At 58.9% G+C, this 17,355-nt stretch carries 17 protein-coding genes; 8 read left to right on the top strand and 9 right to left on the bottom strand.

What is annotated here, in order from left to right:
* The first annotated feature begins 33 nt into the window (after nucleotides 1-33).
* The 3 genes from HUW35_RS01320 (at nucleotide 34) to HUW35_RS01310 (ending at nucleotide 3,087) form a co-directional block, all read left to right on the top strand.
* A complete protein-coding gene (locus HUW35_RS01320; protein ID WP_181253919.1) occupies nucleotides 34-489 on the top strand; it encodes a thiol-disulfide oxidoreductase DCC family protein in 456 nt (151 codons plus the stop codon).
* A 152-nt stretch (nucleotides 490-641) separates the two neighbouring features.
* The gene (locus tag HUW35_RS01315; protein WP_181253918.1) at nucleotides 642-1,613 is read left to right on the top strand and encodes a hypothetical protein; all 972 of its coding nucleotides are present in this window, start codon (nucleotides 642-644) and stop codon (nucleotides 1,611-1,613) included.
* A gap of 85 nt (nucleotides 1,614-1,698) precedes the next feature.
* Nucleotides 1,699-3,087 carry a glutamine synthetase family protein gene (locus tag HUW35_RS01310; RefSeq protein ID WP_181253917.1) on the top strand — a complete coding sequence of 463 codons (1,389 nt, stop codon included), beginning with the start codon at nucleotides 1,699-1,701 and terminating at the stop codon, nucleotides 3,085-3,087.
* A 112-nt stretch (nucleotides 3,088-3,199) separates the two neighbouring features.
* Here the strand turns inward: HUW35_RS01310 and HUW35_RS01305 are convergent, their stop codons facing one another.
* Nucleotides 3,200-4,468, bottom strand: coding sequence for a 6-phosphofructokinase (locus tag HUW35_RS01305; protein WP_181253916.1), 1,269 nt, complete (start codon nucleotides 4,466-4,468; stop codon nucleotides 3,200-3,202).
* A gap of 400 nt (nucleotides 4,469-4,868) precedes the next feature.
* On the opposite strand from HUW35_RS01305, the gene mpl reads away from it, so the two are divergent.
* The 5 genes from mpl (at nucleotide 4,869) to HUW35_RS01280 (ending at nucleotide 10,657) form a co-directional block, all read left to right on the top strand.
* Nucleotides 4,869-6,251: a UDP-N-acetylmuramate:L-alanyl-gamma-D-glutamyl-meso-diaminopimelate ligase gene (mpl, locus tag HUW35_RS01300; protein WP_181253915.1), complete on the top strand. Its 1,383-nt coding sequence runs from the start codon at nucleotides 4,869-4,871 to the stop codon at nucleotides 6,249-6,251.
* A 70-nt stretch (nucleotides 6,252-6,321) separates the two neighbouring features.
* On the top strand, nucleotides 6,322-6,903 hold the full coding sequence (locus HUW35_RS01295; RefSeq protein ID WP_370464611.1) for a flavin prenyltransferase UbiX: 582 nt from the start codon (nucleotides 6,322-6,324) through the stop codon (nucleotides 6,901-6,903).
* A gap of 24 nt (nucleotides 6,904-6,927) precedes the next feature.
* Entirely contained in the window at nucleotides 6,928-7,200 is a 273-nt protein-coding gene (locus HUW35_RS01290) for a SelT/SelW/SelH family protein (protein ID WP_181253913.1), read from the top strand.
* Nucleotides 7,201-7,281: 81 nt separating this feature from the next.
* Nucleotides 7,282-9,900 (top strand): RND family transporter, encoded by a 2,619-nt coding sequence (locus tag HUW35_RS01285; RefSeq protein ID WP_181253912.1) that lies wholly within the window; start codon nucleotides 7,282-7,284, stop codon nucleotides 9,898-9,900.
* 145 nt (nucleotides 9,901-10,045) lie between these two features.
* A complete protein-coding gene (locus tag HUW35_RS01280) occupies nucleotides 10,046-10,657 on the top strand; it encodes a triacylglycerol lipase (protein WP_255463414.1) in 612 nt (203 codons plus the stop codon).
* Between the two features lie 5 nt (nucleotides 10,658-10,662).
* Here HUW35_RS01280 and yjgA read toward each other — a convergent pair whose 3' ends face one another.
* The 8 genes from yjgA to lptB all read right to left on the bottom strand — a co-directional run bounded on the left by yjgA (nucleotide 10,663) and on the right by lptB (nucleotide 17,341).
* Complete coding sequence (gene yjgA / locus HUW35_RS01275; RefSeq protein ID WP_181253911.1) at nucleotides 10,663-11,184, bottom strand: ribosome biogenesis factor YjgA; 522 nt, start codon at nucleotides 11,182-11,184, stop codon at nucleotides 10,663-10,665.
* Between the two features lie 36 nt (nucleotides 11,185-11,220).
* Nucleotides 11,221-12,588, bottom strand: a complete 1,368-nt coding sequence (gene mgtE / locus HUW35_RS01270; protein WP_181253910.1) for a magnesium transporter — start codon at nucleotides 12,586-12,588, stop codon at nucleotides 11,221-11,223.
* A gap of 75 nt (nucleotides 12,589-12,663) precedes the next feature.
* The gene (locus tag HUW35_RS01265; protein ID WP_181253909.1) at nucleotides 12,664-12,933 is read right to left on the bottom strand and encodes an HPr family phosphocarrier protein; all 270 of its coding nucleotides are present in this window, start codon (nucleotides 12,931-12,933) and stop codon (nucleotides 12,664-12,666) included.
* A gap of 30 nt (nucleotides 12,934-12,963) precedes the next feature.
* Complete coding sequence (gene rapZ / locus HUW35_RS01260; protein ID WP_181253908.1) at nucleotides 12,964-13,824, bottom strand: RNase adapter RapZ; 861 nt, start codon at nucleotides 13,822-13,824, stop codon at nucleotides 12,964-12,966.
* Between the two features lie 107 nt (nucleotides 13,825-13,931).
* On the bottom strand, nucleotides 13,932-14,393 hold the full coding sequence (ptsN, locus tag HUW35_RS01255) for a PTS IIA-like nitrogen regulatory protein PtsN (RefSeq protein WP_181253907.1): 462 nt from the start codon (nucleotides 14,391-14,393) through the stop codon (nucleotides 13,932-13,934).
* Between the two features lie 54 nt (nucleotides 14,394-14,447).
* Nucleotides 14,448-14,738 carry a ribosome hibernation-promoting factor, HPF/YfiA family gene (hpf, locus tag HUW35_RS01250; RefSeq protein ID WP_078085758.1) on the bottom strand — a complete coding sequence of 97 codons (291 nt, stop codon included), beginning with the start codon at nucleotides 14,736-14,738 and terminating at the stop codon, nucleotides 14,448-14,450.
* Nucleotides 14,739-14,906: 168 nt separating this feature from the next.
* Nucleotides 14,907-16,382, bottom strand: coding sequence for an RNA polymerase factor sigma-54 (locus tag HUW35_RS01245; protein WP_181253906.1), 1,476 nt, complete (start codon nucleotides 16,380-16,382; stop codon nucleotides 14,907-14,909).
* Nucleotides 16,383-16,615: 233 nt separating this feature from the next.
* Nucleotides 16,616-17,341, bottom strand: coding sequence for an LPS export ABC transporter ATP-binding protein (gene lptB / locus HUW35_RS01240; protein WP_181253905.1), 726 nt, complete (start codon nucleotides 17,339-17,341; stop codon nucleotides 16,616-16,618).
* Nucleotides 17,342-17,355 lie beyond the last annotated feature (14 nt).

Here is a 17,355-nt window from a genome sequence, read left to right as displayed (position 1 = left end):
TGTTGCGAGTTTTCTGATCAGGGACGTCGCTGTATGTCGCAAGAAAATCGGACCATCACCGCTCCGTACCTGAAAGAAGGGGACAGAGTGGTCCTGTTTGATGGGGTTTGCCGCCTGTGCTCCGCCTGGGCGCGCTTTCTCATGAAATTCGACCGCGATCGATGCTTCAAGCTCGCCACAGTGCAGTCGGAAGAGGGGCAGGCGATTCTCTCTTTTTTCGGCTTGCCACTGGATGAATACGAAACCATGCTTCTGGTCGAAGGAAATCAGATATATGTAAAGTCTGATGCCCTCCTGCGTATTGCCAAACAACTCCCCCTGCCGTGGCCGGTATTCATCTGTTTACGCCTGATCCCTCGATCAGTACGGGATTGGATGTATGATCGTATCGCGCGTAATCGGTATCGGCTGTTCGGCAAAAAACCGGTTTGTTTTGTCCCCAGTCCAGTTGATGAGGCGCGCTTCCTGACAAAAAAGAAACCTCGTTAATGGGCTACTTGTCAGCGGCCTTTAATCACCCCACTGCGGGGTATGTAGATGTATTCGTCATGTACAAGTGGATTGACGCCTCGTAGGATTTTAAACGGCTTTACAGGGATTTTTGTAAGGGCTCGGAACCTGGGGATTAAAAGGAATTGATCATGGATGATGAAACTTCAACTCCCGGCCGCTGCCGGGTCTGCGAAACGCCCTTGTTCGACAGCTTTATCCCTCGCAAGGACGACGACAGGTTTGCGGTCTGCACAGCGTTTGAATGCAGCAACTTTCTCGAGCGTCATCGCAACCTGCCCGCTAACCTGTTCCAGTCCCAGCTGCAGTTTCACCGGGAACAGTTGCGGGAACGGCGTCTCGCGCGCGCGGAAAATGAAGCCAGAATCCGTGCGCGTGTCGCGGAGGAGGAAGAGGAAAATACCCGTCTGCTCGATGCCGCGCAGCAGGAGCTTACCGGTCTCGCACAGCAATCCCCCAGCCTGATGGTGATCCCCGCAGGACGCACCCGCATGATGCCGGTTTCTCCCGAGCGTATTGAAAGCTATCGCGCGCACCTGCAAAAGGTAATAGCAGAGGCGCGGAGCTTTGCCTGCGCGTCAGATATTCCACAGGACGATCAGAACTGGGCGCCTCGCGAGAAAAACCGGCGGCATGAAAACGCATTCCGCGATCAGCCGGAAGTGGCGCTGGTGAGTGATCACCTGTGTGGCATGTGCAAAGGTGCTTGTTGCTCGTCCGGGCAGAATCACGCTTACCTCTCGCCACTGAGTATGCGCCGGACCATGGACGAAAACCCGGCGCTTGACGACGGTGAGATTGCGGCCCTGTACCTGTCCCGTGTTGCCAGGACATCTATTGAGGGGGCCTGTATCAATCAGACCAGCGGCGGCTGCAGCCTGCCCAAAGAAATGCGTGCGGATATCTGCAACGCCTATTTTTGCGACCCCATCCTTGAATACCAGCGGGCGTGTGCAATTTCTGCTGAAGTGCCTCCGGTGTTCGCGGTGCAGAGGGAATATCTCTCCGCTGCGACCATCAGTCCTGACAAAGCCAACGAAGTGCTCGCTACCGCGTTGGTGCGGAGCACTGGCCCTGAGTTCATGGGGCCACAGGAAGACTGATCGAGTGCGCCTCCTGCGGATAATTCTCCGGTGACGCACACTTTCCTTTACACTGCGGGCTTCAATTCCTATCACCGGAGCCTATATGACGCAGCCCGACGCTAATTCCTGGCTGGATACTCTGCCCAAAGCCTTTCTTGCCTATCTCGACGGCCGTCGTCTGGACGAGGTGGAGTGCATAGTACCGGATCTGAATGGCATGTCGCGCGGCAAGGCGATGCCGCTGAACAAGTTTTCTCCAGAGGCCCCGATCTTCCTGCCCATATCCATTTTCTACCAGACGATTACCGGTCAGGATGTGGAAATGGATATCGAAAACCAGTGGGCCGAAAGCGATATGGCGCTGGTAGCGGATATGTCCACCGCCATGGCGGTGCCCTGGGCGAAGACACCGGCGCTGCAGATTATCCACGACCTGCACGACCTCGACGGTAATCCCATCCCCTGTGCACCGCGCAATGTGTTGAAGCGGGTGATCGCCATGTACCGGGACAAAGGCTGGCAGCCGATCGTGGCGCCGGAGCTGGAGTTCTACCTGACCCGGCCGAATGTGGACCCCAACGAGCCGATCCAGCCGCCGGTGGGCCGCAACGGGCGTTCAGGGACTTCCCTGCAGTCGTACTCCATGACCGCCATCGATGAATACGGACCGGTGATTGATACCATCTACGAATTTGCCGAGGCCGCTGGCCTGCACATCGATTCCGTCATTCAGGAAGACGGCGCCGGACAGGTGGAATTCAACCTTACCCATGGTGACCCGCTGTTACTGGCGGACCAGGTTTTCTACTTCAAACGCATCATTCGTGAGGCGGCGCTGAAAAATGGTATGTTTGCCACCTTTATGGCCAAGCCCATGCGCGACCAGCCCGGTAGCGCCATGCACATTCACCAGAGTGTGGTGGACTGCGAAAGCGGGGAAAATATTTTTTCCGCGGACGACGGCAGCGCTTCAGACCTGTTCCGTTACTTTATCGGCGGTACCCAGAAGCATCTGCGGGAAATCATGCCGTTCATTGCCCCCAACGTGAATTCCTACCGCCGCTTTGAAATGGCGGACAATTCCAGTGCCCCCACCAATATCGGTTGGGGCTATGACAATCGCGCTACCGGGCTGCGGGTACCGCACTCCGGTGCCCAGGACCGCCGCCTGGAAAATCGCGTGGTGGGTGTGGATGCCAATCCCTACCTGGCCATTGCCGCGAGCCTGGTGTGTGGATATCTGGGTATGGTGAACGGGGTGGAGCCCAGCGCGCCTGCAACATCTGAGCTGAATGAAGACCAGGAGGCCAGTTTTTATATCCCGGAGACCTTTGATGAGGCGCTGCGGATCTTTGATGATGCCGAGGAAGTGCGCGCGGCGATGGGGGAGGACTTCTGTCAGCTGTACGCCGCGGTGAAGTATGAGGAAATGCGCCTGTTCCACCGGGAGATTTCACCCTGGGAGCGCCAGCATCTGTTGCTGAATGTTTAGATAAACAATCGGGCCGCGGACAGTGGTCTGTGCGCCAACAAAAAAGCCTCCATCCGATCGCGGATGGAGGCTTTCTTTTATCTGGATGGACTAGCGGGATTGGGCTTTGCGATTAAACGTCAAAGCCCTGTTCCAGCTTCTTGTCCACCAGGACTTTTTTCAGGCGCGCGTACTGGGGGATGCCGTTTTTGTAGGGCGGGTAGTCTTCGCCCTGGATCAGCGGCTCCAGGTAGTTGCGGGCAGCCTCGGTGATACCGAAACCGTCTTCGGAAATAAATTCCTCGGGCATGAACTTCTCGACGTTGGCCACCTCGGAAAGCGGAGCTTCGCCAATGCTCCAGCTGTAATCGGCGGCGGAGCTGCCATTGCGCTCAATGGTGGGCATGATCGCGTTCTTGCCGGCAACCGCTGCCTCCACCGCGGCCTTGCCAACCGCGTAAGCCTGCTCCACGTCGGTGGCAGACGCGATGTGGCGCGCGGCGCGCTGCAGGTAGTCGGCCAGTGCCCAGTGGTATTTGAAGCCCAGCTCGTCCTTGACCATCTTGGCCAGGGTCGGTGCTACCCCGCCCAGCTGCTTGTGGCCGAAGGCATCGACGCTGCCGGCGTCGGCGAGGAAGGTGCCGTCTTCGTACTGGGCGCCTTCGGAGGCAACGATCACGCAGTAGCCCTTGTCGGTGACAGTCTGCTGAACCTTGGCCAGGAACTTTTCTTTATCAAACGCGACTTCGGGCAGCAGGATGATGTGCGGTGCATCGCCTTCCTCTTCCTGGGCGAGGGCGCCGGCGGCGGCAATCCAGCCCGCGTGACGGCCCATCACTTCGACAATGAACACCTTGGTGGAAGTTGCGCACATGGAAGCCACGTCCAGCGCCGCTTCCTTGGTGGATACCGCAACGTATTTGGCGACGGAACCGAATCCCGGGCAGTTGTCGGTGAACGGCAGGTCATTGTCCACGGTCTTGGGAATGTGGATGGCCTGGATGGGGTAACCCATCTTCTCCGATAGCTGGGAGATCTTGAGACAGGTATCGGCGGAGTCACCGCCACCGTTGTAGAAGAAGTAGCCGATATCGTGGGCCTTGAACACTTCGATCAGACGCTCGTACTCGGCGCGGTTCTGCTCGAGGCTCTTCAGCTTGTAGCGGCAGGAGCCAAAGGCGCCGGATGGGGTGTGGCGCAATGCGGCAATGGTGTCGCGGCTTTCCTGACTTACGTCGATCAGTTCCTCGCGGAGGGCACCGACAATACCATTCAGGCCGGCGTAGACCTTGCCGATCTTATCGCCGTGCTGCTGGGCAGTCTCTATGACTCCACATGCGGAGGCGTTGATGACGGCGGTAACGCCGCCGGATTGCGCGTAAAAAGCGTTCTTCTTCGACATGTCTATCCTATGGCTGCAGTCGCTGTTTCTCGTCTAAGTCGCCACGCAGTGGCGTGATTGCTGGCGGGCGGCTTCTGTCGGCTGCCTCACGCGGCGCGAAGTCTAATGTATTCATATGGCAATTGCATGGAATTGCGGGCATTCGACACTTACTGCGGGAAAAACCCGTGATAAGCTTGCGCGGCCTTGATTTCACTGGGTTTGACGGCAGATCTGAATTGCCGTCGCCATCGTCTGTACTGCGGTACCTGGGCAGTGCCTTTTCCTCCTCAGGATTGGCAGCAAAAACCGGGCCGGAACGCACAGAGCGCCAAAAAAACGGTGCAAATGCAGGAATGATTGCGCGAATCGGCAGTCTCATCCGGCACCTGTTTCCACGGATTAGAGCGAACCATCTGGCATGCATATTCATATTTTAGGTATTTGTGGCACTTTTATGGGCAGCCTCGCCCAGCTGGCGGTGGCGGAAGGCCACCGGGTGACCGGTTCAGATGCCAACGTCTACCCGCCCATGAGTACCCAGTTGGAGCGCGCGGGCATCGAGCTGACCGAGGGCTACGACCCCGCACAGCTGGACCCGGCGCCGGATCTGGTGATTATTGGCAACGCGCTGTCGCGGGGAAATCCCGCGGTGGAAGCGGTACTGGAGAAGGGGCTCGCCTATACCTCCGGGGCCCAGTGGTTGTGTGACCACTTCCTCGGCGGGCGCTGGGTGCTGGCGGTGTCGGGCACCCACGGCAAAACCACCACCGCCAGTATGCTGGCCTGGGTGCTGGACTATGCGGGCATGGATCCGGGCTTCCTGATCGGCGGCGTGCCGCAGAATTTCGATGTTTCCGCCCGCCTGGGCAGCACCCCGTTTTTCGTGGTGGAGGCGGATGAGTACGACACCGCGTTTTTCGACAAGCGCTCCAAGTTTGTCCACTACCGTCCACGCACCCTGATTATCAATAATCTCGAATTCGACCACGCAGACATCTTTGATGACCTGGCGGCGATTCAGCGACAGTTCCACCACCTGGTGCGCACCGTGCCCGGCTCGGGCCTGATCATTGCCGCGCAGGAAGACGCGGTCACCCAGGTGCTGGAACAGGGCTGCTGGAGCGAAGTACAGCGCTTCGACGTGGCCAGCGATGAGGATGTGTGCCTCGGTGACTGGTGTGCGGTCAATGTGGCCGCCGACGGCAGCCGGTTTGATGTGCAGCTGGAAGGCAGTACCGTGGCCAGTGTGGCGTGGGAGCAGACCGGGCTGCACAGCGTGAAAAACGGTCTGGCGGTGATGGCGGCTGCCCGTCATGTGGGCGTGGAGCCGGCGGTTGCTGCGGAGGCGCTGGGTAAATTCGGCGGGGTGAAGCGCCGTATGGAGTGCCTGGGGGATATCCAGGGAATCCGTGTGTACGATGATTTCGCCCATCATCCCACCGCCATAGAGACCACACTCAACGGCCTGCGAGCCAAGGTCGGCGGGGACAAAGTTATTGCGCTGATTGAACCGCGCTCCAATACCATGCGTATGGGACACCATCAGAACCAGCTGGCACGCGCCTGCGCCGGGGCCGACCTGGTGCTCTGGTACCAGCCCGAGGGGATGGACTGGTCCCTGGATGAGGTGGTTCATCATTCAACCGTGCCGGCGAAGGTTCTCCACAGTATCGACGCTGCGGTAGAATCCGTGCTCGAACTATCTGCCCCGGGCAGTCACGTTATTGTAATGAGCAATGGCGGCTTCGGCGGCGTACACCAGCGGTTGTTACACGCCCTGGAACAGAAATACGGCAAATAGTCCCGCACAGGGGGCTAATAGGAATACCTCTTTGGCTGAGCCGACATTCCCCAAAACCGTCACCCTGGCGATGACCGGTGCCTCCGGCGCCCAGTATGGTCTGCGCTTGCTGCAGTGCCTGCTGGCGGCGCGGGTGCGGGTTTGGCTGTTACTGTCCGATGCTGCGCGCATCGTGATCGACACCGAAACCCCGGTTTCCCTGCCGGAGGACGAAGCGCGCACGGAAGACTTCCTGCGCGAGCTTTATGGTGCTGAGCCCGGGCAGCTGGTCCTGTTCGGCAAGCGCGACTGGTTTTCCCCGGTGGCATCCGGGACCGGTGCTGCCAGCAGCCTGGTGATCTGTCCGGCCAGCGGCGGCACGCTGTCGGCCATCGCCTGCGGTGCCTCCAATAACCTGATCGAGCGCGCCGCGGATGTTGCGCTGAAAGAGCGCCGGCAGTTGATCCTGGTCCCGCGCGAGGCGCCTTACTCGGAGATCCATCTGGAGAACATGCTGAAACTTACCCGCATGGGGGCGGTGATCCTGCCGGCGAGCCCCGGGTTCTATCAGCGGCCGCAGTCCATTGAAGACCTGGTGGACTTTGTCGTTGCCAGAATTCTGAGCCAGCTCGGCATCGAACAGAGCCTGTTGCCCCCCTGGGGTGAGAGCTGATACGCAGACGCCAGATCAAAAATTATGCAAAATACCGTCACCATTCACTACTGCGTGCAATGCAACTGGATGTTGCGTGCCACCTGGATGGCTCAGGAACTGCTGTACACCTTTGCCGACGACCTTGAGCAGGTTGCGCTCAAGCCCGGCAGCGGTGGCGTTTTCGAGATTCACGTAGGTGACACGCTGATCTGGGAGCGCAAGCGCGACGGGGGCTTCCCCGGACCCAAGGAATTAAAACAGAAGGTGCGTGACGTATTGTTCCCGGAACGCGACCTGGGCCACGTGGATAAGTAGAAGCCCTGGCCAAAGAATGGCGCCCGCTAAGGTGCGGCGCAGCAAGATGTACATCCCCATTACGAATATAGCGAACTGATTATGCTGTTGGGCTTGAAGACCTGGTACGAGAAACTGGTACTCGGACACCCGAAAACCGTGCTGGCGCTGGTGGCACTGCTCACTATCGCCGCCGCCGCGGGTCTGCCGCGATTCAAACTGGATGCCTCCGCGGACTCCCTGACCCTGGAGACCGACGATTCGCTGGATTTCTTCCGCGAAATTTCCGAGCGCTACAACTCTGGCGACTTCCTGGTGGTGACTTATCGCTACAAGGAAGGCGACCTGTTCAGCGATGAATCCCTGGCCACCATGCGCCGTCTGCAGGACGAGCTGGCAATGGTGCAGGGCGTTTCCGGCGTGCAGTCGGTCCTGAACGTGCCGCTGCTGTACAGTCCCAAGCAGTCGATTTCCGATGTTGCCGACGGTATCCGCACCCTGTCGTCCCCCGGCGTTGACCGGGACCTTGCGCGCAAGGAGTTCCTGGAAAGTCCCATCTACAAGGATCTGATTCTGAGTCCCGATGGCGAGACAACCGCCATGATGCTCAACCTCGATCTCGACAAAAAGGGCCTGGACCTGGTGCGCGAGCGGGATGCACTGCGTCGCCAGCGCAATAGCGAGGGGCTCAGCGAGGAAGAGGCCCAGCGGCTTGAGGTAGTGAGCGCTGAATACCTGCAGCACCGCACCGCCCAGGAAGCGGCAGCCCGGGATCGGGTAAAAGAAGTTCGCGCAATTCTCGCCCAGTACAATGACAGCGCCGAATTGTTCCTCGGTGGTCTCACCATGATCACCTCGGACATGATCGCGTTTATCGAGAGCGATCTGGTGGTGTTTGGCACGGGCATTCTCGCGTTTATCGTGATCACCCTGCTGCTGATCTTCCGCCAGCCGCGATGGGTGCTGTTACCCCTGGTTACCTGTGTGACCACGGCGGTGATGATGCTGGGGCTGCTGTCCTGGCTGGACTGGCGGTTGACGGTCATCTCCGCCAATTTCGTGGCCCTGCTGCTGATCATTACCCTCGCCATCACCATCCACCTGGCGGTGCGCTACCGGGAGTATTTCGCAGAATACCCGGAATGGGATCGCTTCCAGCTGGCTTCCGCTACCGTCGCGTTCATGGCCAAGCCGTGTCTCTATACCGGTCTCACCACCATGGTGGCTTTCATCTCGCTGGTGGTCAGTGGCATCCGCCCGGTAATCGACTTTGGCTGGATGATGAGTATTGGTGTGACCATGGCGCTGGTGCTGTCGTTCCTGATCCTTCCCGCAAGCCTGATGCTGCTGAAAAAGAGGGATGCAGGGCAGGGCCGAGACAATTCCCACGCGTTTACCCAGGTGTTTTCCCGCTTTGCAGATAACCATAAGGCCGTGGTACTGGGCGTGGCTGTGATCGCGGCAGTGATCAGTGCCGTAGGGATCAGCCGCCTGAAAGTGGAGAACCGGTTTATCGATTACTTCGATGACTCCACGGAAATTCACCAGGGCATGCTGGTCATCGACCAGCGGCTCGGCGGCACCATCAATCTCGACGTGGTGCTGAACAAGCCCGAGCAGTCCGCACCGGCATTCGAGGGCGAGAGTGACGGGGAAGAAGACCCATTCGCCGCGGACTTTGGCGGGGATGAAGTAGCTGAGGATGAGGCCGACCCGTTTGCCGCGGAAGACCCGTTCGCTGCAGATGATCCTTTTGCCAGTAGTAGTGAAAGCCAGGCGCCGGACGCCTACTGGTTTACCGTGGCCGGCCTGAACCAGATTGAGCAGCTGCACGACTTCCTCGAGGCGCAGCCGGAAATCGGCAAGGTGCAGTCGCTCGCCACCCTGTACAAGATGGCGCAGGATCTGAATGATGGCGGCCTGAATGATTTCGAGCTGGCCGTGGCGCGCCAGAGCCTGCCGGAGGAGATCAATCAGGTACTGGTTCATCCGTACTGGTCTCCGGAACATCAGCAGGCGCGAATTACCATGCGCGTGATTGAATCGGATCCGGACCTGAGTCGGGATGAGTTGATCCGTCGTATTTACACGTTCGCGGAAAATGACATGGGGATCGCCGCGGAGGATATCCGACAGACCGGTATGCTGGTGCTGTACAACAATATGTTGCAGAGCCTGTTCAAGTCCCAGATTCTGACCCTGGGGGCGGTGTTTGCGGGGATCCTGTTGATGTTCCTGGTGCTGTTCCGCTCCCTTTGGCTGGCGGTAATTGCACTGGTGCCGAATATGCTGGCGGCCTGTGTGGTGCTGGGGGGTATGGGGCTGGCGAATATTCCGCTGGACATGATGACCATTACCATTGCGGCGATCACCGTGGGTATCGGCGTGGATCACGCGATTCACTACCTGTACCGTTTCCGCGAAGAGTTTGCCAAAGATGGCGATTACGTGGCGACCATGCACCGCAGCCATGCAACCATCGGCCGCGCGATGTTCTATACCGCAATCACGATCATTGCCGGCTTCTCGATCCTGGCCCTGTCCAAGTTTGTACCTTCGATCTACTTCGGCCTGCTTACTGCACTGGCCATGTCGGCGGCGCTGCTGGGCTCGCTGACGTTACTGCCGCTGTTGCTGGTGTTGATCAAGCCGCTGCCGAAACCTGCGGAGGAAGCCCAGCCGGGAAAGCCGGCGGCGGTGGCTGAGGCGTGCACGGGCTGATAGCGCTGACCGACCCCATCAGGTATTAATCGTTTGATTTATCGGGCCCGCGGATTCAATCCCCGGGCCCGATTTTTTTCTCCAGCGCCAGTTGCCTTCTAGTCTTATGGAATAGCCAAACCGGATTAATCCGAGAAGTGGATGGATGATGCAGAAAAGCCGTGTTGCGATTCTGATTCCCGGTATCTTTGACCGGGGCAAGTCAATGTTGCGTATGCAGCATGCTCTGGGAGATGCGGGTTTTGTCGCGCGCACAATCAAGCTAAAAACCAACAGCGGCTGGTATGGGATGGAGCCCATGGCCAGGCAGTTGCGCGACCTGGTGGAGGAGGTTGCTGGGAGCGGGGAAACATGCGCGCTGGTGGGATTCAGCATGGGGGGAATAGTGGCGCGCTACTACCTGCAAAGGCTGGGTGGCGCGGAAAGGGTGCACAAGTTTATTGCGCTCTCCAGTCCGCATTTTGGCAGTCTGTGGGCGCATCTGCTGCCCTACAAAGGCGGGCGCCAGTTGCGTATCGGCAGCGAGTTCCTCGATAACCTGAATCGGGATGCGGCAATGCTTGAAGGGCTTGCCCCGGTATCCATCTGGACACCTTATGACGCTACCATCGTACCGCACACCAGTTCCCGCCTCCCTGTGGGCAGTACTTACCAGGTGCCGGTCAGCCTTCACCGCTGGGTTCCACAGAATCCGGCGGTGATAAAAATCGTACGGACGGAGCTGACCGAGGCGCTTGAGGGTGGTGGATCCCGCTAGCTCGATCAACTGTCCTGCATAAAAAAGTCACGCAGATAGCGGAAGAGTTTCCGCTGATTGGTCGGCGCTTTTTTATTGGCGATTTCCTTGTTGGCTTCGCGAATCAGTGTGCGCACTTGTTGATGGTCTGCGCCGGGGTATGCATCAAAGAATGCGCTCTGGGCTTCCTTGCCCTGTGTCAGCAAGCGTTCCCGCCATTCCTCCGCCATGCGGTCAAAGCGCAGGTGCAGGTGATCCTGTTCCTTGTGCTTTTCCAGTACCGCTTCGATGGCCTCGACATCCGCCTTGCGCATCAGTTTGCCAATGTACTGCAGCTGGCGACGCCGCGCCTCGCGGGACTTGATCCGGTGCATGGTGGCGATTGCTTCGCTCAGAACCGCGTCCATGGGGACTTCTGCCAGTTTTGCGGCATTCAGTTCCGTCAGTTGTTTGCCCAGCGCCTGCAGCTGGTGCATCTCTTCCTTGACCTGGGTTTTGCTCTTCGGCAGGTCGTCTTCAAATTCTTCGAAATCGTCGGGATTGTGCATGTACTGTCTCTGAAAAGTTAGCTCGCCGGGCCTGTATCAGGCAAAGAAGAGGGTGGCGAGACCAAGAAATGACATAAAGCCCACTACGTCGGTCACCGTGGTCAGGGCGACGCCGCCGGCCAGAGCCGGGTCGATACGCATGGCGCGAAGGGCGACCGGCAGTATGGCGCCGGCAAGCGCTGCCGTGATCAGGTTGATGACCATGGCTGCAATGATAATCAGGGCAATGCGGGTATCCCCAAACCAGAGTGCGGCGATACCGCCCATGACCGAAGACCACAGAACCGCATTCAACGCCCCGGAACCCAGCTCGCGGGAGAGCAGCCAGCTCAGGTTGCTGCGCCCCACCTGTCCCAGGGCCATGCCACGGATCACTACCGTCAGTGTCTGGCTGCCGGCCACGCCGCCCATGCTGGCCACAATCGGCATCAGTACCGCCAGGGCTACCACCTTGTCGATGGTGTCCTGAAACAGATTGATGACCCACGAGGCCAGCAGCGCGGTCAACAGGTTAATTCCCAACCACACGGCACGGCGTGGCGCGGTGCGGATCACCGGCGCAAAGGTGTCCTCTTCCTCATCCAGGCCCGCGAGGCTCATCAGCGAGTGGTCGGCATCTTCGCGGATCACGTCCACCACGTCATCAATGGTGATACGACCCAGCAGGCGCTTGTGTTCGTCCACCACAGGTGCGGTAATCCAGTCGTACTTGGCGAACAGCTGGGCGACTTCGTCGTCCGGCATCTGTGCGGGTATCGGCTCCACGTCGGTGATCATCACCTCGCGCACGGTGACCGAGGGATCGGTTGTGAGCAACTTGGTGAGAGGCAGCAGGCCGATAAAACGACCCTGCCGGTTAACCACAAAGAGGTTATCGGTGGACTCGGGTAGTTGTTCGTGACGTCGCAGATAGCGCAGCACCACGTCCAAATGCAAATTGGGGCGGACGGACACGATGTCCGTGTCCATCAGGCCGCCGGCGGTTTCCTCATCGTAGGCCAGTACGCTTTCCACCCGCTGGCGGTCGTGCTCGCTCATGGCGGAGAGCACTTCCCCCATCACCCGCTCGGGTAACTGCTGCAGAATGTCGGCGACATCGTCCGCGTCCAGTCCCTCCATGATGGCCACCATTTCTTCGGTGTCCATAGTGGCGAGAATCTGGCTCTGCACGTCGTCGGTGAGCTCCTGCAGGACCTCACCTTCTACTTCTCTGTCGATCAGCTCCCACAGAACCCGGCGAATACGCGGAGGAGAACTTTCCAGCAGTTGCGCAATGCTCTGAGGGGACAGGGAGTGCAGCATGCGCTGAACTTCGCGCCCGGTGCCGCTATCCAGCGCGGCATACAGCTCGCCGAGCTGATTCTGGGCGCGGAATTTGAAGTCGGCATTGACGGGTTTGGGCACAGAGTTACCTGCTGTCTGCGAGCATTTTCAGGGGCGGTATTATACCGGTTGAGCGGCGTAGAGTGGCTACTGCTCCTATTCCCCTTCGCCGAACCGGTCGTTGATCAGGGCGCAGATAGTCTCGTGTGCGAGATCTTCGTCGCGGCCGCAAATCTCCAGTTCCAGTTCCACGCCCTTGCCTGCGGCCAGAAGCATCAACGCCATCACACTCTTGCCATCGACGGCCTTGCCCTGGCAGTGCACTTTGACTTCGGAAGAGAAGCGCGCGCTGGTTTGGGCAAACTTGCTGGCGGCGCGGGCGTGTAGCCCGAGCTTGTTGATGATGGTGATGCGGCTTTTTTGCATGGACGGTTTTCTTCCGGGGAGCGGGGCTCGTTACTTCTGTTGTTCGCGGTGGCGAATCTGGATGTTCTCAAACTGGCTGGCAAAGGTTTTGGCCAGCTGTTCCACCATATACACGGAGCGATGGCGGCCGCCGGTACAGCCGATGGAGACCGAGGTGTAGCTGCGGTTGCTCTGTTGATAGGAGGGCAGCCAGCGCTCCAGAAAATTTGTGATATCTCGCTGCATGTCCTCGGTTTCCTGGTGTGAACGCAGGAATTCCGCCACCTCCGGGTCCTGACCGGTTTTATTGCGCAACTCGGCGACCCAGTAGGGATTAGGCAGGCAGCGCAGGTCGAAAACGAGGTCTGCATCCACTGGCACACCGTGCTTGAAGCCGAAGGATTGGAACAGGATGGCCATGCCGGGGGAGTCTTTACCCACAACGCGGGATTTCACCTGATCGCGCAGCTGGTGCAGGCTGAGGCTGCTGGTGTCGATGACCAGGTCGGCCATGGCGGCCAGGGGCGCGAGCAACTCCTTCTCGTGGTTCAGCGCTTCGAGCAAATGGGTGCGACTGTCGCTCAGTGGGTGTTTGCGGCGGGTCTCGCTAAAGCGCTGTACCAGTACTGGTGAGCGCGCATCCAGATAGATGACGTCGCAGTCGATTCCACTCTCGCGCAAATCGTTGATGACCTTGGGCGCCTGGCGTACGTCGTGCCATAAATTGCGCGCATCGATGCCGAGTGCCAGCTGGGTATTTTCTTGGGGGGGGTGTTCCGCTACCCGGCGGATCAGTTCCGGCAGCAGGCTCGCGGGGAGGTTGTCGATGCAGTTGAAGCCCACATCTTCCAGCAGTTGCAGAGCGGAACTTTTACCGGAGCCGGAGCGACCGCTGATTATGACCAGGCGCATGGAACAAGCACTCCTTGCTGATTCCGGGCGCTTTGCTGCGCGACCGGAATGGCTAACTTGGGCTGGTCATCCGGCAGCAGGAAGTTGCCGGATGTGTGCGTTGGCTATTATGCCGCGGCGGCACTGTTGATTGCCAGTGCGTACAGCTCGTCACTGGTGCTGGCTTCGCGCAGTTTTTCGCGCACCCGGCTGTCACTGAACAGCGCTGCGATCTCCGCCAGGGTCTCCAGGTGCTCCTGCTCCGAGTTCTCCGGTACCAGCAGGGCAAACAGGAGATCGACAGGCTGGCGGTCGATGGCGTCAAAGTCTACGGCAGGGGAGGTCGTGCACAGCACGCCAATGGGCTTTTCACAGCCGGGCAGGCGGCAGTGTGGGATGGCGACACCCTCGCCAATACCGGTGGAGCCAAGGCGCTCCCGGGCTACCAGCTGGTTGAAAACAGTATCGGAGTCCAGATCGGGGTATTGTTCTGAGATCGCCTGGGCGATGTTGAGTAACAGCTTTTTCTTGCTACTCCCCGCCAGGTGGCAAAGGCTCAGGCGGGGAGAGAGTAGTGCTTCCAATGTCATAACTTACTGATGATCTAGCGGTACAGGCCAGCCGGTAACCTGATGGTGTTACGACTAGCGGTGACTGCGTAACTTTTCTTTGTGTTTCAGCAGCTGCCGGTCGAGTTTGTCGGCGAGAGAATCAATCGCCGCGTACATATCTTCCGATTCCGAATCTGCAAATACATCCTTGCCATTCACGTGAACCCGCGCTTCGGCTTTCTGGATGAGTTTGTCGACGGAAAGTATGACCTGTGTATTGGTGATCAGGTCGTGGTGGCGGGAGAGCTTGTCCAGTTTGGTCAGGCAGTAATCGCGAATGGCCGGAGTTACGTCAACATGATGGCCACTGATATTGATCTGCATGGATTTCTCCTCATCGGGTGCAACACAATCTGGCAGCACCCCCGCACAGGGCGGCAACCCTACTAGGAAGTGCGCCAGAATGGAAGGATACACTCAATGTCAGTGCATTGGTTGCGCAGAAAATGATCGCCGGAGGGTTGCAGCGCCCCTGTTTTGTGACCCTGGTGGCTAGACCAGTCGTTTCCGCTCGCTGGAGGAGGGGATTCCCATGGATTCGCGGTATTTTGCCACGGTGCGCCGGGCCACTTTGATCCCCTGCGAATCCAGCTCCTGAGTGATCTTGTTGTCCGACAGGGGCTTGCGTGGCTGCTCGGCGTCGATCAGCTTGCGGATCAGTGCGCGGATGGCCGTAGATGAGGCGTCCTCGCCGGAGTCGGTGCTGACATGGCTGGAGAAGAAGTATTTGAGCTCGAACACACCGCGGGGGGTGAGCATGTATTTCTGGGTGGTCACCCGGGAAATGGTGGATTCGTGCATGCCGATGGTTTCGGCAATATTTGCCAGTACCATGGGTTTCATGGCCTCCGGTCCCAGCTCGAAAAACCCCTGCTGCTTTTCCACGATACAGCTGGCGACCTTGAGCAGGGTCTCATGGCGGCTCTGCAGGCTCTTCAGGAACCAGCGCGCTTCCTGCAAGTTGTCGCGCAGGTAGTTGTTCTCGCTGGAGTTGTCCGCGCGTTTGATTAGCGATGCATAGGCGTCGTTGATGCGCAGCTTGGGGGTTGTCTCCGGGTTGAGCTCCACCACCCAGCGCTGCTGTTTGCGGCTCACAATGACATCCGGGACCACATACTGGGGTTCTTCACCGCCAAAAGCTTCGCCGGGGTAGGGGGTGAGGGTCTGTATCAGACGCATAACCTCGCCCAGCTGGGCCTCACTGAGACGGGTTCTGCGGCTCAACTGGCGAAAGTCCCGTTTCCCCAGCAGGTCCAGGTGCTGGTCCACCACAATCAGTGCCTGGGGCAACCACGGTGTTTCGGCCGGTTGCTGGCGCAGCTGCAGTAGCAGGCTCTCGCGCAGATCGCGGGCGCCGCAGCCCACCGGCTCAAACTGCTGGATGGTCTTCAGGACCGCGAGGACCTCGTCGATTTCGACTTCGAGGGCCTCGGCCATTTCGTCCAGGTCTGAATCCAGGAAACCGTTGGGAGCAATGGCGTCGATCAGTGACTCGCCGATAAGCTTGTCGCCCTCGGTCAGTGGTGTGAGGTTGAGCTGCCACAGCAGGTGATCCTGCAGGCTCTCGGACACCGCGTTGCGCTGTTCGAAGGCGAAGTCGTCCCCTTCGCCGCCGGTGTAGCTGCCGCCGGTATAAATGTCGTCCCAGCGGGTATCCACCGGCAGGTCATCTGGGATCTCGCTGTTCCAGTCGCCATCGGCAGTAGAGTCGTTCTTGGCCTCGCGGGCGCTCTCGCGCTCGGCGGCTTCGCGCTCCTGTCCTTCGGAGCTTGCGGGGGTGTTTTGATCCTGGTGTGTCTCGCCGGCGTGCTCGTCAAAGTCCGATTCCAGCAGCGGATTGCTGTCGAGCGCCGACTGGATTTCCTGTTGCAGGTCCAGGGTCGACAGCTGCAGCAGGCGAATGGCCTGTTGCAGCTGGGGCGTCATCGTCAGCTGGGTACCGAGTTTTAACTGGAGTGACTGCTTCATAAAGGGGTATGCCGGCAGAATTATCTGGCGTTAGTGCGCTGAACAGAATCTGTATCTGTTACGGCGGCGTAAAGCTCATTTCCTGCAGACTACCCCGGGGCAAATCGGAACACAAGAGGCAGGTTAAGCAATAAGTGTGCCGAAACGACATTTGCCCTTGGTTGCGCCCGTATTATTTGTGATGGCCGTCTAGGGTTGCGGGAGATCTAGCAGATGGATCCCCCGGCTTTTGCTCAAATGGTGAACTCGTGTCCCAGATAGACGTCTTTTACCTGCTTGTTCGCAGCGACGTCTTTGGGGTTGCCTGAGGCGATAATATGCCCTTCGCTGACGATGTAGGCGGTCTCGCAGATATCCAGGGTCTCGCGCACATTGTGATCGGTGATCAATACACCGATGCCGCGATCTCTCAGGTGGCGGATGATCTGCTGGATGTCGTTGACCGAGATGGGGTCAACTCCGGCAAAAGGCTCGTCGAGCAGGACGAAGGCGGGGTTGGTAGCCAGGGCGCGCGCAATCTCAACGCGACGGCGCTCGCCGCCGGACAGGGCCATGCCCAGGCTGTCGCGGATGTGGGTGATATGGAATTCTTCCAGTAGTGCTTCCAGCTGCTCCTGGCGCTGGCTGCGGTTCAGGTCCTTGCGCGTCTCGAGGATGGCGAGGATGTTGTCTGCCACTGACAGGCGACGAAATACCGATGCCTCCTGGGGCAGGTAACCGATTCCCTTGCGTGCACGGCCATGCATCGAATAGCCAGTAATGTCTTCACTGTCGATCAGTACCTGCCCGGCATCGGCCTGGACCAGGCCGGCGATCATATAGAAACAGGTGGTCTTGCCGGCACCATTGGGGCCGAGCAGGCCAACTACCTGGCCGCTGGATACGCTCACGGAAACGTCCTGAACGACTTTGCGTTTCTTGTACTGTTTGGCGAGATGTAACGCTTGGAGCGTCGGCATGTTGCAATCCGGTA

The sequence above is a fragment of the Microbulbifer sp. YPW1 genome (assembly GCF_013367775.1).
Lineage (GTDB): Bacteria > Pseudomonadota > Gammaproteobacteria > Pseudomonadales > Cellvibrionaceae > Microbulbifer.
Note: the sequence above shows the minus strand (reverse complement) of the source record. Positions and strands in the feature narration are given on the sequence as shown.